Here is a 14,803-nt window from a genome sequence, read left to right as displayed (position 1 = left end):
CTGGATAAGCATATTCCGATATATTTCTCCCCGGCTTCTACCTTCCAGTTTCGTGTTGCTGCGTAGCGATTAGCCAGTCGACGAACTCCGCCAGGTCCTCGAAGACGTGGGTCTCGCTAACTGTCGCCGCCAGCTCCGGATGCTTGGCGAGCGTCCTCTTCCCCTTGCCGCTGCGCACCAGCACCCGCTGGCAGCCCATGGCGTCGCCCGCCTGCAGGTCACGCAGGCTATCACCCACCATCCAGCTTCCGGACAGAGTGGTCAGCTCGAGAGCATCGCGTATCTGCTCCAGCAGCCCGGGAAGAGGCTTTCGGCAGTTGCATCCATCATCCGGGCCATGCGGGCACCTGGCGATATGGGCGATTTCGCCACCGGCCTCACTAACCAGGCGGCGCAATTCGGCATGCATGTCGGACAGGGTGGCCTCGGTGTAGTAGCCACGGGCAATGCCCGACTGGTTGGTGGCCACTGCCACCGTCCAACCGGCGCGGCTCAGCCTCGCGATGGCGTCGATGGCGCCGGGGTAGGGAATCCACTCCTCCAGGGACTTCACGTAGTCATCTGAGTCCTGGTTGATCACGCCGTCACGGTCGAGGATCACTAGGTGGTCGGGGGAAAGCATCCGACAGGGCTCCTGTGTCTTGGGGAGAGGGGAGTGTTTCACGTGGAACATTGCCTGCCAAGGAGCAAGGAGCAAGGAGCAAGGGGGGGGCGCAGAGGATTATGGCATATGCCTTGCCTTGGCCTGGTACTGGGGCAGGGGCTGTTATGTTCCACGTGAAACATCGGCGGCCAACGGCAACGATAATGGGCGGCATGTTTCATGTGGAACACCGCCGTCAGGCATGAAAAAAGGCCGGCAGCGGTTGCTGCCGGCCTTGGTGGCTCATTGCCCGGAGCGTCTACTGCTGAAGCTGGGCGATATCGGCAACCTCGAGGAACAGCGCTCGAAGGTCTGCCAGCAGGGCGAGGCGATTGCTGCGCACGCCCTCGTCGTCGGCCATGACCATCACCTGGTCGAAGAAGGCGTCCACGGGCTCGCGAAGGCCAGCCAGGGCGTCCAGCGCCTCCTGATAGCGAGCCTCGGCGAACAGCGGCGTGACGATGTCGCGGTGGGCGTTGACCGCCTCGTGCAGGGTCTTCTCGGCGTCCTCCTGAAGCCGTGAGGTGTCGACGGCGCTGCCCACTTCATCTGCCTGCTTGGCGAGGATGTTGGAGACACGCTTGTTGGCGGCGGCGAGGGCGGCGGCCTCCTCGCGTCCGGCGAAGGCCTGTACTGCGCGCAGGCGACGGGCGAAATCCAGCGGGCGCGTCACCGGACGAGCACGCACCGCCAGGTAGGCCTCGGTGGAGATGCCCTCGTCCTGCCCCCAGGCGCGGAAGCGGTCGAGCATGTAGTCCAGTACCTCATCCACCAGGTTCTCGGCGTAGGGAAGCTCCTGATGCTGGGCCGCGGCCAGGTCGAGCAGTTCGCGCAGGTCCAGGTCGAGCTCACCCTTGATCAGGATGTTGAGTACGCCGATAGCGGCACGCCGGAGTGCGAAGGGGTCCTTGGTGCCGGTGGGACGGGCGCCGATGCCGAAGATCCCGGTCAGGGTGTCGAGGCGGTCGGCCAGGGCCAGGGCCAGGCCGGTACGGCTCTGTGGGATGGCATCGCTGGCGAAGCGCGGCAGGTACTGCTCCTCCATGGCCTGGGCGACCTCGGCGGGCTCGCCGTCCTGGGCGGCATAGTAGCGGCCCATGGTGCCCTGCAACTCGGGGAACTCGAGCACCATCTCGGTGACCAGGTCACACTTGGCCAGCTCGGCGGCGCGGCGTGCCTGGCTGACGTCGCCATCGATCTGGCCGGCGATAAAGGCAGCCACGGCGGCGCTGCGGTGTGCCTTGTCGGCGAGGGTGCCGAGCTGCTTCTGGAAGACCACACCCGAGAGCTCAGCCGTCCGCGAGGCCAGGCTGCGCTTGCGGTCGGTATCGTAGAAGAAGGCGGCATCGGCCAGTCGCGGACGGATTACCTTCTCGTTGCCCTCGATGACCCGCTGAGGGTCGCTGCTGTCGATATTGGCGATGGTGATGAACAGCGGCTTGAGGCGCTCCTCGTCATCGAGCAGGTGGAAGTACTTCTGGTTGGCCTTCATCGAGGAGATCAGGCACTCGGCGGGCACCTCGAGGAAGCGTTCGTCGAAGCTGCCGGTGAGTGCCACGGGCCATTCCACCAGGCCACTGACCTCGACCAGAAGCGCCTCGTCGATGACGGCGATGGCGTCCTGCACCTCCGCCTCGGAGAGCACCTGTTCACGGATGCGCTCGCGGCGCACGTCACGGTCGGCCAGTACCCAGGCCTGCTCCAGGGTGGCGAGGTAGTCGTCGGCATGGGCCAGCTCGATGGCCTCGGGAGCATGGAAGCGATGGCCGTAGGTGGTGCGACCGGCCTCGAGGCCCAGGGCCTGGGCAGCGATGGCCTCGTTGCCGTAGAGCACGACGAGCCAGTGTGCCGGACGGGAGAACTCCACCCGCGAGGCGCCCCAGCGCATGTTCTTGGGTACCGGCAGGGAGGCCACGGCCTTCTGCAGGATGCCCGGCATAAGTGCGGCGATGGTCTCGCCCTGCTGCTGTTCGCGGTAGCCGAGCCAGGTGCCCTTGTCGGTTGCCAGGTGGATCAGCTGATCCACGCCGACGCCACAGGAGCGGGCGAAGCCCTCGGCGGCCTTGGTGGGCTGACCGTCCTTGAAGGCGGCCGCCAGTGCCGGGCCACGCTTCTCCACCTCGCGATCGGGCTGCTTGTCGGCCAGCGCCTCGATGCGTACCGCCAGGCGGCGCGGCGTGGCGTAGGCGCGTACCTCGCCATGGGCGACATCGGCATCACGCAGGCCGCGATGCAGGCCCTCGGCCAGGGCGTCGGAGAGGGTGTCGATGGCGTTCGGGGGAAGTTCCTCGACGCCCAGTTCAACCAGTAGGGTATTGGCAGCCATGCTCAAGTGTCTCCCTGTTCAAGCAGTTCGCGGCGCAGCGCCTCGGGAGCCAGCGGGAAGCCGGCGGCCTTGCGCGACTCGAAATAGGCGTGGGCCACGTCACGCGCCATGGTGCGTACGCGCAGGATGTAGCGCTGGCGTTCGGTCACCGAGATGGCGTGACGGGCGTCGAGCAGGTTGAAGGTGTGGGAGGCCTTGAGCACCTGTTCGTAGGCGGGCAGCGGCAGGTTGGCCGCGAGCAGTCGCGAGCAGTCGCGCTCCTGCTGATCGAAGGCGCCGAACAGGAAGTCGACGTCGGCGTGTTCAAAGTTGTAGGCAGACTGCTCACGCTCGTTCTGCAGGTAGACGTCGCCGTAGGTGACCCGGGAGCCATCAGGGGCGATGGTCCATACCAGGTCGTAGACGCTGTCCACGTCCTGGAGGTACATGGCGATACGCTCGAGGCCATAGGTCAGCTCGCCGGTCACGGGGAAGCACTCGATGCCGCCGGCCTGCTGGAAGTAGGTGAACTGGGTCACCTCCATGCCGTTGAGCCAGATCTCCCAGCCCAGGCCCCAGGCGCCCAGGGTGGGGGACTCCCAGTTGTCCTCGACGAAGCGGATGTCGTGGACCAGCGGGTCGATTCCCAGGCGCTTGAGGGAGCCGAGGTAGAGCTCCTGGAAATCGGCGGGGGAGGGCTTCATCACCACCTGAAACTGGTAGTAGTGCTGCAGGCGGTTGGGGTTCTCGCCATAGCGGCCGTCAGTGGGGCGGCGCGAGGGCTGCACATAGGCGGCGTTCCAGGTCTCGGGGCCGATAGAGCGCAGGAACGTCGACGGATGGAAGGTGCCGGCACCGACCTCCATGTCCAGCGGCTGCATCACCACGCAGCCCTGTTCGGCCCAGTACTGCTGGAGGGCCAGGATCAGCCCCTGAAAGGTCGAGGCGTCTGCCGTCGACCCGGGGGCCGAGGTCGACGTAGGTGTCGAGAGTGTCATTGGGAAAAGCACCATTGGCCATGAATTCACAGGGCGTCAAGTATACAATCACCGGAAGATCGGTTATAGGCGCACGCCCCGAGACAGAGGATTCTCCCCATGATCGTAGTGACAGGCGGAGCCGGCTTCATCGGCTCGAATCTGGTCAAGGCACTCAATCAGCGCGGCCACCAGGACGTGCTGGTCGTCGACGACCTTTCCGACGGAACCAAGTTCGTCAACCTGGCCGACTGCACCCTGGGCGACTACCTGGACAAGGACGACTTCCGTCGCCGGGTAGAGGCCGAGCTTCGTGGCGAGCATGCGCGGCTGCCGAAGATCGAGGCGATCTTCCATGAGGGTGCCTGCTCGGATACCACCGAGTGGGATGGCCGCTTCATGCTCGACAACAACTTCGAGTACTCCAAGGTGCTGCTGCACTTCTGTCAGCAGCGAGGCATCCCCTTCCTCTACGCCTCCTCGGCGGCCACCTATGGCGGCAGCGAGGTGTTCATGGAGGCCCCGGAACACGAGAAGCCGCTCAACGTATACGGCTACTCCAAGCTGCTGTTCGACCAGTACGTGCGTGCCCATCACGATTCCTTCCGCAGCCAGGTGGTGGGCTTCCGCTACTTCAACGTCTACGGCCCGCGGGAGCAGCACAAGGGCAAGATGGCCAGCGTGGCGTTCCATCACCATACCCAGATCAGCGCCGGCCAGGACGTCAAGCTGTTCGGTGCTTGGGACGGTTATGAGGCGGGCATGCAGAGCCGTGACTTCGTCTATGTGGGCGACGTGGTGGACGTGAACCTCTGGTTCCTCGACAACCCCGAGGAGTCCGGCATCTTCAATCTGGGCAGCGGGCGCGCCGAGCCCTTCAAGGCGATCGGTGACGCGGTGATCGATTACTACGGCCATGGGGCCATCGAGTACATCGATTTTCCCGAGGAACTGAAGGGGCGCTACCAGAGCTATACCCGGGCCGATATCTCGCGGCTGCGCGAGGCCGGCTACGACCGCGAATTCCGCACCGTGGCAGAGGGTGTGCGCGAATACCTGGAGTGGCTGAATGGTTGAATCGGCCCCGCAGGGCGAGGCGGGCGGCGAGCGCATCCTGGTGGTCGGCCCCTCCTGGGTCGGCGACATGGTGATGGCCCAGAGCCTGTTGATGACGCTACGCGCTCGCCATCCCGGCGGTACCCTCGCGGTGATGGCGCCGGGCTGGTCGTTGCCGATCCTTGAGCGCATGCCCGAGGTGGATGAGGCGATCGCCCTGGATGTGGCCCACGGCCAGTTCGGCTGGTCCGTGCGCCGCGAGGCGGCGCGTGGGCTGCGCGGTCGCTTCGACCGGGCCATCGTGTTGCCGCGCTCCTGGAAGTCGGCCCTGGTGCCCTTCCTGGCGGGAATTCCTCATCGCGTCGGCTTTCATGGTGAGCAGCGCTTTGGGCTGCTCAACGAGCGTCGCCGTCTCGACAAGCGCGTGCTCGACCAGACGGTGAAGCGATTCGTCTCGTTGGGACTGTCCGCCGATGAGGCGGCCACGGGCAGCTTCGCGATACCCCAGCCAAGGCTGGAGGTGGATGCGGCCAACCAGGCCGACCTGCGCGAGCGACTGGGGCTTTCCTCGGGTCCGGCCATCGGCATGATGCCCGGGGCCGAGTACGGCCCCGCCAAGCAGTGGCCGCTGGGGCACTTCCGCGCCCTGGCCGAGAGTCTGGTGGCAGCTGGGTTCGAGGTGCGTGTGCTGGGTGGACCCAAGGATGTCGAGGCGGGAGAGGCGATAGCCGAGGGCCTGGCGGGCGCCCATAACCTGTGCGGCAGGACGCGGCTGGCCGATGCCGTGGACCTGCTGGCCGACTGCGAGCAGGTGGTCACCAACGACTCGGGCCTGATGCACGTGGCGGCGGCGGTGGGGACTCGAGTGCAGGCACTCTACGGCTCTTCCTCGCCGGCCTACACGCCGCCGCTGACCGACAACGCCGAAATCCACTATCTGGCCGTGGAGTGTTCACCCTGCTTCGCGCGCGTCTGCCCACTCGGGCATACCCGCTGCCTGGTGGAAATGGCTCCCGAACGCCTGCTCCAGGCCATTCGCTCGGGGCGTGCGACCATCGCCAAGGCCTAGGCCGACTACTGCATGATCGGGGTCGCCTCGTCGGCCCCATCCTCGGGTGCCTCCAGGACCTGCCGGGGGGTAGCCTGCCCGCTCTCCTGCTGTCTGCCATCGGGTATCAGGCCCTCCCACAGGCGCTGCTGCAGGGCCGTCTCCTCGTGCATGCGCGCCGCCAGATCGGCCAGGCCATGCTGTTCCACCAGGGTTGGCTGCTCGGCGAGCAGCGACACGCCCAGCCCCGCACGGTGGCGGTCGATGGTGAAGCCCATCGCCTCCAGGATGGTGGGAAAGAGGTCGGTGGTAGCGGCCTGACGCTGGGTGCGTGCCCCGGCCTCGGTCCCCTTCCCCAGCAGCATGAAGGTGTTGTCGCGTTCACCGGCGATCAGTTGCTCCCAGGCCGATACGCGCATCGTCAGGTGGTCGCTGGCGATCACGACCAACGTATTCTCGAGCAGCCCCTCCTCTTCCAGGCGGTCGATCAGGTCGAAGGTGAGCCAGGCCGAGCACTCCACCGAATAGAGGATATCCTCGCCGTCGAATTCGCCCTGGCGCGCCTCGCAGGCCCGGGCCGGATAGCCGCTGGGCGCGTGGCCGGTGAGGCTCAAATTGACGACTCCCCAGGGGCCCGCATCTTCGTTGTCCAGACGGCGGATCTCCTCGACGGTGAAGTCGTAGAGGCTATCGTCGAAGAGCCCCCAGTCGTTGACGTAGTCGCTGTCCTCGAGGCGTGGCTCGAGTTCGGCGCGGCCCATGACCCTGTCGAAACCGTGGTCCCGGTAGAAGATTCCCTTGCCGGCAAATTCGGTGCTGGCCCCGCCCAGGAAACTGAGCCGGTAGCCCTGTTCATCCAGCACATCGCCGAGGCAGCGAATCCCGGGCACCACGCGTCCCAGCGGCTCGAACTGGTTGTCGTGGAGTAGCCCCGCCGGCATCAGCGGGGTGCCGCACTGGCTGGCGATCATGCCGGCCATGGTCCAGCCGGTGTTCTCCAGTTGGCGGACGCCTTCGAAGACATGGCCGCGTCGGCCCAGGGCGTCGAGGAAGGCATAGGCATCGCCGAAGCGCTCGCGGTCGGCATAGGTGTGCTCGATGCTCTCCAGATAGAGCACCAGCAGGTTGGGTGGATCATCCGGCGCCTGCTCGATCGTGGGCGTCACGAAGCGCCTGTCCAGCCAGGCGCCATCGTCGGTGACGATGGCCGCACTGCGCTGCCCCATGCTGTAGAACAGCGGGTTACTGGCCACCAGCACCAGTGCCAGCAAGCGGTCGGCGAGTCGCCAGCGGTGGTCGTGGCGCGCCAACCAGATGAAGGCGGTCAGCAGGGCCAGCATCGTCAGGGTGTAGAGAGCCGCCGCCAGCAGGCGGCCGCTACCGCCATGGTCGGAGATGCCGGCCTGAAGGTGGAAGAAGATTGCCCCGATCTCGACGATGCCGAAGCTTTCGGCCAGATAGACGTAGACGCCCCACAGGCAGAGTGGCACCAGCGACCAGGGCCAGACCCTGACTGGTGGCCTGGGGTTCGCCGGCTCGCCCCAGCGCAACAGCCAGCCCAGGCCGAGCCAGGCACCAGCGATGGGCACCAGGCTCCACACCGGCAGCACCGCTACGGTGACGATGGCGTAGCCGAGGCAGAGCCCGATGACGAGCAGGGCCCACCAGCGGGGATGTTTGAGCCAATCAGGGCTTGAGTGAAGCTTCATGAATGTTCGCGATAGGGTAAGCGGGTGGTGGCCATCCAGGCCGCATCCTGAGGACTGTCAAGGAGGTGCCTGGTGGAGTGCATAGGCCTTCATGTACTTCCAGAATACGCCATTGGCGATGGAGAAGGCGATGACGAGGCTACATCAGTTCTGGGTGACATCATTTTTGGGTTCACCGCACTTTGCCCGGAAACGCGGCACGGATCTTCTCAGGAAGAAGTACGCTGTGTCACGGTAGCCGTAGGCGATTCGCTGGATGATCTTTATCCGGTTGTTCATGCCCTCCAGCACGCTGGTGTTCAGCCGGTGCCGAGCACTGGACAGGATCCCTACGAGGTACGTGGCCTACCACTTGGTGAAGCGTCCCAGGCCTCAATGCCGCTGATGGTGGCCATGTGGTACCACTCCTGCCAGGCGTTTCGGGCGGTGGCCGCGTCGTCGGCAAACCACAGGGTCTTCAGCTGGTCCTTTAGCAGGTACGCCTTGGTCAATGACACATTGGCCGCCCACAATTCCCCCAGCTTCACCGCCTGCTCGCGCTTGAGGTTGTCGGCGTTGCGCATCAGCCAGCGACTGCCCTTGATCAACTTGCGGGGGGCCTTGTTGTCGTGCAACTGATTGGCCTGATCTACGCGCACCCAGTCCATCACGTGGCGTCCGTACTTAGCCACCACATGGAACCGATCTGAGACCACCTTGGGGTTGGGGCACTGGGCCTTCACTTCGAGATCGAAGGCCGAGTTCATGTCCATGCCACGACCTCTATCTGTTCTCGAGCCTCGCCCAACCATTCGAAGAATGGCCGGATCGCCTCGTGGGAAGAACGACGTTCGCCGATCCACACTCCCTTCTGGATGTCGGCGAAGGCGACCACCGTGGCGTAGCGGTGCCCTTTGTGCAGGGCGAAGTCGTCTATCATCAGCCGCCCCAACCACGTGCTCCACCCACTGGCGCAGTGTGGTGGTGACCGGCGAGGGCCCCGGCAGCCAGTCGATGTGCTCCTGTGTCGGGCCATAGACAAGATAGCGTAGGCGTCGCACCGGGACGTCGAGCTCTACTCGGTAATCAGCAGCGGTGCCTCACGCACGTGCCGTCGATGCACGTCATGCACCAGGAAGCAGGCGTGATCGCAGCCTCTGCAGACCGGCCGGATCCGGCCATCGGGTTCCAATTGGAGCCGCAACGTCTGTGGGTCGAAGAACTCGTGGTGGGTGATGCTGAAACCTTTCCAGAACAGGCAGAGCAGGGTAGCATCCATGCTCCGTAGGCTGACGTTTTAATGAATATCATATTATTCGGATTTACTGCTGTTTCTCTATCCCGCCTCCGCTTCAAGGTTTGCCTGTTTTACGTTGATTTTACGTCGATCTGCGAAGAACCAAATAATATGCGGAGTGGGGAGCGTGATTATATCAAGATTGCACGCTTGTTCTCTTTCTAGGTAAAAAGATAGAGCGTCACCGGAGGAGGTTAGAAGAGTGGTTAGATGTGTTGATGGCTGAGCTGATGTGGTAATTAAAATCGTATATTAGCTAAGTAAGTATAGGTGAGAAATGTTCTTTAGGAAAAGAAAAAAGAAAGATATTGAGAGAATAAGGATCCTCGTAGAGAGAGAGGTCGCTAAGAGACAGTACCAGGTAGATGCACGAGAAGCTAAGCGTCTAACACAAGAAAGTCGCGTTGTTGATAAAGAAATAGTTGTAAGTTTGACTACGTACTCTAAAAGAATCCATGATGTCTACTTAGTTCTTGAATCTATTTCTCAGCAGACAGTCTTGCCAAATAGAGTTGTTTTATGGCTGGCGGAGGGTGAGTTTGATGCCTTGCCAATTTCAATAACTGAAAGAACTAATTTCGGCCTTGAAATAAGGTTTTGTGAAGATATAAAGAGCTATAAAAAGATAGTTCCTTCGCTTTTAGACTTTCCTGATAGCATCATTATCACGTTGGATGATGATATTCTCTATCCTAGAGATACAATAGAGATTTTGGTCAACAAACATAAAGAGCACCCCGGTGCAATAATAGGGCAAAGGGCGCATGAGATTACTTATAGAAAAGGTAAAATAAGGCCTTATAAAGAATGGAAAAAAGAGACGAAAGACAATAATGGCAATATTTTTCTCACAGGGGGAGCGGGAGCTCTTTATCCACCGAATTCGTTATATGAAGATGTGATAAAAAAAGAAATATTTACTGAAATTTGCCCTTATGCAGATGATGTCTGGATGTTTTTTATGGCAAAACTAAATAAAACAGAAATTATAAATGTTCAGGGAAGAGGCTTTAAGGACTTTGTTGAGCTGCCGAATGCGTCTTCCGAAGGTGGACTGAATAAGTTAAATGTGGACAGGAGTTATAATGACAAGCAGATAGCTAATATGATTAAATATTATGGAAATAATATTTAATTTATTAAAAATGTAGAGCCATCAATAGGCTCTTCGTCGTTGGGTGGGGAATTCGCCTCTTGAGCTGGGCCAGGATATGACCTCCACGACCATAGGAGGCATGGCATGGATGGCACCCAGATTCTGACCCTCGGCTTGGGCTTGGGCTTGGAAGCGCCCTGGATCCTCAAGGAGCAGCATCTGGATGCCTCCGTATCGCCCCACCGATTGGATCTCTTCGTCGAAGCCGAACGAGGCAACCTCTATCCATGCCCTGACTGCGGCAAGGCCTGTCCGGTTCACGATTCCGCCGATACGACCTGGCGGCACCTGAACTTCTTCCAGCATCACTGCTACCTGCATGCCCGCGTGCCTCGCACCAAGTGCCCCGAGTATGGCATCAAGCGCATCGAGGTGCCTTGGGCCTGGCCAGGCAGCGACTTCACCCTGTTGTTCGAGCAATCCGACATCTCGCTGGTCAAGAAGATGCCGGTACTGGCCGTCTCCCGGCAACTGGAGATCTCCGTCACACGGCTTTGCCGCATCGTGTACCACTACGTCGGCTGGATGCTGGGGAACTGGATACTGGATCTGAGCAACGAGGCCACCGTCGGCGTCGACAAAACCGCCTCTCGGTGCGGCCAGCGTTACGTGACGGTATTCCTCCACATGCAGCGCAAGCAGGAGCCGGTGATCTTCGCCGTCCCAGGCCACGGCAAGAATGCGGCGGCCTCGGAGACGCTGGAGCGGCACGCCGAGGCGGTGGTCAGGCGGTGGATCTCGGTACTGACGAACGTACGGCTGGAAGGGATGACCGGCCTGTTCGGTCAGGCCAAAACCACGTGAAGTGACGAAGAACCCGAGATAAGCGATAATGTCGCTGCTCTTTGGTCGCATAGATACTGAGGTGTCATTACTCAAAGTCGTCGGTGGGTGAGAATTTAATTATTAGAGTTCATTTTTCTCAGGTGTTCTTAACCCGTAGAAAAAAGTACTCCTTGGGAATGTTGCTTAACGTAGGCTAGTTATAATGAATAGATTTTTAATTTTGGGTGGTAGGCTGTATGTTGAGTAATTTTCGCCCAGCAGGCTGGGAGATTCCTAAAGTATGGTGGTATATTGGTATTGTTTCAATGGGGGTGAGTGCATTACTTCGCTTGCCGGTGCCAGAGATAGGTGAGTTTAGTGGTATCTTATTGACTTTCGTTGGGTTGGTTACGCTTTTAGTATACGGGAAAGAGTTTCGGCGAAGTGCACCGCTGTGGCTGTTATGGGTGGCGTTAGTTGTGCAGCTAATCACTTGGCTGTTAGGTTATTTCCACCATCCAGAATGGTTGCCAGACTATCCTAAATTGAGTCGACTGGCCAAGAGTTTTGTGTTTATTGCTGTTGCATGGTGGTTGGGAGGAAGTACACGCGCCACACTTTTAATTTGGGGGCTTGCACTGGCTGGTGTTTTGATAGCCACATTGTTACCGAGTGCAGTTAATGATTGGCGGCTTGGGCTGCTAGGGCGTCGTGTTGATTTTAATATTCATAATGCCCAGCATATCAGTATGTTTTTGGGGGCAGGACTGATAGGTTTGCTGTCCTTCAGTCAGCTATGCTTGAAAGCAGGAAAATGGAGCTGGTTGCGTCGAGCTGGGTGGGGGGGTGGAGTTCTCCTCTGCTTGGCGGGTGTCATTTTTACACAAACCCGAGCCAGCTGGTTGGCATTGGCAATCGTGCTCCCTTTAATGGGGCTGGTATGGGCTGTCTGGAAATTAAAAGCAGGACCTGAAGTAAGGATTAGCCGAGCGTTCATTGTGACGGGCCTGATTGGGACCATGCTGGGAATGGGAGTGCTGTTTACATTTCACGATACCATATCCAAACGACTGATCCATGAAAGTGGAGTTGTAACCCAGTTGCTAGAAGGTGATATCGATGATATGCCTTTAACTAGCGTTGGAGTTCGAGTGGTTTCTTGGCAAGCATCACTAAGCTGGATTGCTGAGCGCCCTGTGGTGGGCTGGGGAGACGATGCAGGCTCGCTCGTGATGCGACAAACGGAAGGGCTTCCTCCGAAATTAAAAGCATTTGGCCATTTACACAACAGCTTCCTGGAGCTGTTGGTTTCATATGGCTTGCTGGGCTTGGCGGTTTTTGTTGCTTTGGGCTGGTGGGTCGCACGTGGCACCTGGCGGGCATGGCGGAATGGCTACATGCCGGGTAATATGGCCCTGTTTGGTTATTCTTTCTTTATATTCTGGTTGGTTGTTAATAGCTTTGAGTCATTCATTTTCTACTGGACGGGCATTCATCTTTTCAGTCTCGTTATGGGCGGGCTGGTTACCCATATCTGGTTGTCTGAACAGGCGGGAAACCGTAAAGAAAATAGTTCGTGATGGTGTTGTCGCCACTATCGCATTGTTATTAGGCTCTTCGTCGTTGGGTGTGGAGTTATTCTCTGAGCCGGGGTGTTGGCAGTGAATTTACGAATTAGAGCGAGTGGTTAGGAATGTAGCGCCGCTGCTAACGTTAGAGAGACTACTTTGGGTAGCTGATACCGTATTGCAGCTGCCGATGATGAAGTCCACCGACTGCTTGATGGCCATGGAACTGGTCGCGTGATTAATTTATAATTGTTAATTAAAATGATTGATGTGTGTATGATAGGTAGCGGACAAAAACCATTAGAGCGATAAGGTTTTCCCGTTGTGGATGATAAAATTTGGCAATGTAGCGGTTAGCATTGTGGATAATATCTTGGGCCTCTTTGGGATGTGATAGAAAATATTCTATTTTTTCGTCCAGGTCAGAAAAGTCATCGCTGACCTCCACGTAATGATGTCCTGGAGTAAGGGTGCCTTCCATGAACCAGGTTTCATAAATCGGTCGCTTCATGAAGCAAAGAGAGTTAGACGCCATGATCCACTTCAGATTGGTGGCGACGTCGTTTCCTTCAATGCTGAAGATGAATTTGTGCTCAAACTGTTGCTCAATGGACATGAATGGCTTGCGATATGCGGCGGTTTCCACCTTATTGTCGGTGGCGCCGACATCGCAGAGGTCCATATCGTGGCACTGTGCTAGAAAGTGTTGCCGGTGGGGCTGATGTGCTGCTCCCCGCCAAACTAGGGTGTCCTTTTTGTTTTTGTAATGATAAGGATCTTTTACCGTGTAGAAATGCCGTACACTGTCGAGCTTAAGTAGTACCGAATTCTGATTATTCTCGCTAATGGGCCTGCTTTTTACAAACGTGGGTTCATGGGGAACAAAAGTCTTGTCGCCAAATCGATAGTGGTATGCGCTACTGCCTGGGAAATATCTTGCGACTTTATAAAAATCAATGTGATACGTCGATTTCTTGGCGCGTATTCTGAAATTGTCATTCCTGACAGCTTCGCTGGAAAGCTCTGTTGAATTATCAAGTTTATTATAATATTCCACGCGCTCCATGATGGCTTCTTGTTCGGCCGAGGGAAGGGTGTCAAATTCGTCCAACAGAGGTTTGAGCTGATGCCGGAAAAAAATCCTCGGGACTAAAGAGCCAAGAAGACCTGTGGTGTAGAACATGAACTTGTGCGCACGGTAGGCGTTTTTTCCGCTCTTCATGGGCGATGGCACCTAATCAATACGGTGTTGGGTAAGCGAGGAGTAAATGGCCATGTAGGAGTTGGCCATGGCCTCTGGTGTGTATTCAGCCAAGTGCTCAGTGGCATTATGCGCAAGCGCCTGGCGTAATGCGTTATCGCGAAGTCGCACAAGCTGTCGGGCGAGAGCCTCACCGTCACCGGGCGGAAACAATAGCCCCGTTTCGCCGTGGTGGACAATATCAGGGATGCCTCCAATCTGGCTGGCTACCACAGGTACTCCGGCAAGCATGGCGTCCAGCAGTACTGACCCCAAGCCTTCGTTGCGTGAAGGGAAGGCGAACACGTCTAGTGCCGGCAAGTAATTACCGATATCGGGTTGGAAGCCAGCCCAGATGACGTTATCCAGTGCGGCACTCTCCTTTTTGAGGATGGCTTCATCTTCCCCACGGCCAAAAAAGACAAAAAGCATATCGGGGTGAGAGTGCTGTAGCCGGCGGGCGGCATCGAGTAGCACGCGTTGCCCCTTGTGCCGGTCAACCAGCGCACCAGCATGGCCGACCAGAAAGCGCCCTGGGTAACATGTACGAAAAGAATGTGCTACGTCGAGATCCGGTGTCAGTCGAGTAAAGGCGCTGGGAATCTGCACTACCGGCTCCGGGCATAATGGCTGTATTTCCTTGGCGATGGCCCGGGATAGCGCCACACAGCGATACGCATCTCGATAAAACAGCTTATTGCTGATTTTTCGCTTGACCGGTGTATCCACTCGCCGGGTAATGAGGTAGGGAGTCTTCATAAGACGTAGATGCAGCCAGGCCCAGTGTACCGCCTTGGCGTCGTGGGCATGGACCATGGTAGCTCGACCCGCCTGCCGATGACCGGCCAGCTGATGGTGAGCGCTGACAAATCGCACCCTGGGCGTTGTGGCCAGTTCTGTGCGCAGGGGCGAGTCTGGCTGGCACACTAGCGTCTGGAATGATATCTCTGCCCTGTCGGCCAGCGCCTGGATCAGCAGCACCGTTTGCCGCTCGCCGCCGCGAAACCCCCGGGCCAGATTGGCGTGGATGATGTGCAAGGCCGCCTCGTAGAAAATTTGT

General features: G+C 58.8%; 11 protein-coding genes and 1 pseudogene. 5 read left to right on the top strand and 7 right to left on the bottom strand.

The features are described from left to right. Positions 1-37: 37 nt before the first annotated feature. From gmhB to glyQ, 3 genes are all read right to left on the bottom strand, one after another. Positions 38-622: a D-glycero-beta-D-manno-heptose 1,7-bisphosphate 7-phosphatase gene (gene gmhB, locus RAN53_RS07145; RefSeq protein ID WP_305796135.1), complete on the bottom strand. Its 585-nt coding sequence runs from the start codon at positions 620-622 to the stop codon at positions 38-40. A 280-nt stretch (positions 623-902) separates the two neighbouring features. Beyond that, positions 903-2,969, bottom strand: coding sequence for a glycine--tRNA ligase subunit beta (gene glyS / locus RAN53_RS07140; protein WP_305796134.1), 2,067 nt, complete (start codon positions 2,967-2,969; stop codon positions 903-905). 2 nt (positions 2,970-2,971) lie between these two features. Further along, positions 2,972-3,946: a glycine--tRNA ligase subunit alpha gene (glyQ, locus tag RAN53_RS07135; RefSeq protein WP_305796133.1), complete on the bottom strand. Its 975-nt coding sequence runs from the start codon at positions 3,944-3,946 to the stop codon at positions 2,972-2,974. A 99-nt stretch (positions 3,947-4,045) separates the two neighbouring features. Between glyQ and rfaD the strand changes: the two genes are divergently transcribed. Continuing rightward, positions 4,046-5,002: an ADP-glyceromanno-heptose 6-epimerase gene (rfaD, locus tag RAN53_RS07130; RefSeq protein ID WP_305796132.1), complete on the top strand. Its 957-nt coding sequence runs from the start codon at positions 4,046-4,048 to the stop codon at positions 5,000-5,002. Next, a complete protein-coding gene (waaF, locus tag RAN53_RS07125) occupies positions 4,995-6,050 on the top strand; it encodes a lipopolysaccharide heptosyltransferase II (RefSeq protein WP_305796131.1) in 1,056 nt (351 codons plus the stop codon). Before rfaD ends, waaF begins: the two co-directional genes overlap by 8 nt. 5 nt (positions 6,051-6,055) lie before the next feature. On the opposite strand, the gene RAN53_RS07120 is transcribed toward waaF, so the two are convergent. Beyond that, the gene (locus RAN53_RS07120; RefSeq protein ID WP_305796130.1) at positions 6,056-7,738 is read right to left on the bottom strand and encodes a sulfatase-like hydrolase/transferase; all 1,683 of its coding nucleotides are present in this window, start codon (positions 7,736-7,738) and stop codon (positions 6,056-6,058) included. Positions 7,739-7,910: 172 nt separating this feature from the next. Next, positions 7,911-8,996, bottom strand: a pseudogene (locus RAN53_RS16355) (ISL3 family transposase). Positions 8,997-9,291: 295 nt separating this feature from the next. On the opposite strand from RAN53_RS16355, the gene RAN53_RS07105 reads away from it, so the two are divergent. The 3 genes from RAN53_RS07105 (at position 9,292) to RAN53_RS07095 (ending at position 12,515) form a co-directional block, all read left to right on the top strand. Then, complete coding sequence (locus RAN53_RS07105) at positions 9,292-10,149, top strand: hypothetical protein (RefSeq protein WP_305796128.1); 858 nt, start codon at positions 9,292-9,294, stop codon at positions 10,147-10,149. Between the two features lie 105 nt (positions 10,150-10,254). Next, positions 10,255-10,974, top strand: coding sequence for a transposase family protein (locus tag RAN53_RS07100; protein ID WP_305796127.1), 720 nt, complete (start codon positions 10,255-10,257; stop codon positions 10,972-10,974). Positions 10,975-11,192: 218 nt separating this feature from the next. Then, complete coding sequence (locus RAN53_RS07095; RefSeq protein WP_305796126.1) at positions 11,193-12,515, top strand: O-antigen ligase family protein; 1,323 nt, start codon at positions 11,193-11,195, stop codon at positions 12,513-12,515. A 244-nt stretch (positions 12,516-12,759) separates the two neighbouring features. On the opposite strand, the gene RAN53_RS07090 is transcribed toward RAN53_RS07095, so the two are convergent. Together RAN53_RS07090 and RAN53_RS07085 are read right to left on the bottom strand one after the other, a co-directional pair. Continuing rightward, positions 12,760-13,725, bottom strand: coding sequence for a glycosyl transferase family 90 (locus tag RAN53_RS07090; RefSeq protein ID WP_305796125.1), 966 nt, complete (start codon positions 13,723-13,725; stop codon positions 12,760-12,762). A gap of 12 nt (positions 13,726-13,737) precedes the next feature. Beyond that, complete coding sequence (locus RAN53_RS07085) at positions 13,738-14,781, bottom strand: glycosyltransferase family 4 protein (RefSeq protein WP_305796124.1); 1,044 nt, start codon at positions 14,779-14,781, stop codon at positions 13,738-13,740. Positions 14,782-14,803 lie beyond the last annotated feature (22 nt).

The organism is Halomonas sp. SSL-5 (genome assembly GCF_030708455.1).
GTDB lineage: Bacteria > Pseudomonadota > Gammaproteobacteria > Pseudomonadales > Halomonadaceae > Halomonas.
This window is presented reverse-complemented; position numbering and strand designations above follow the sequence as displayed.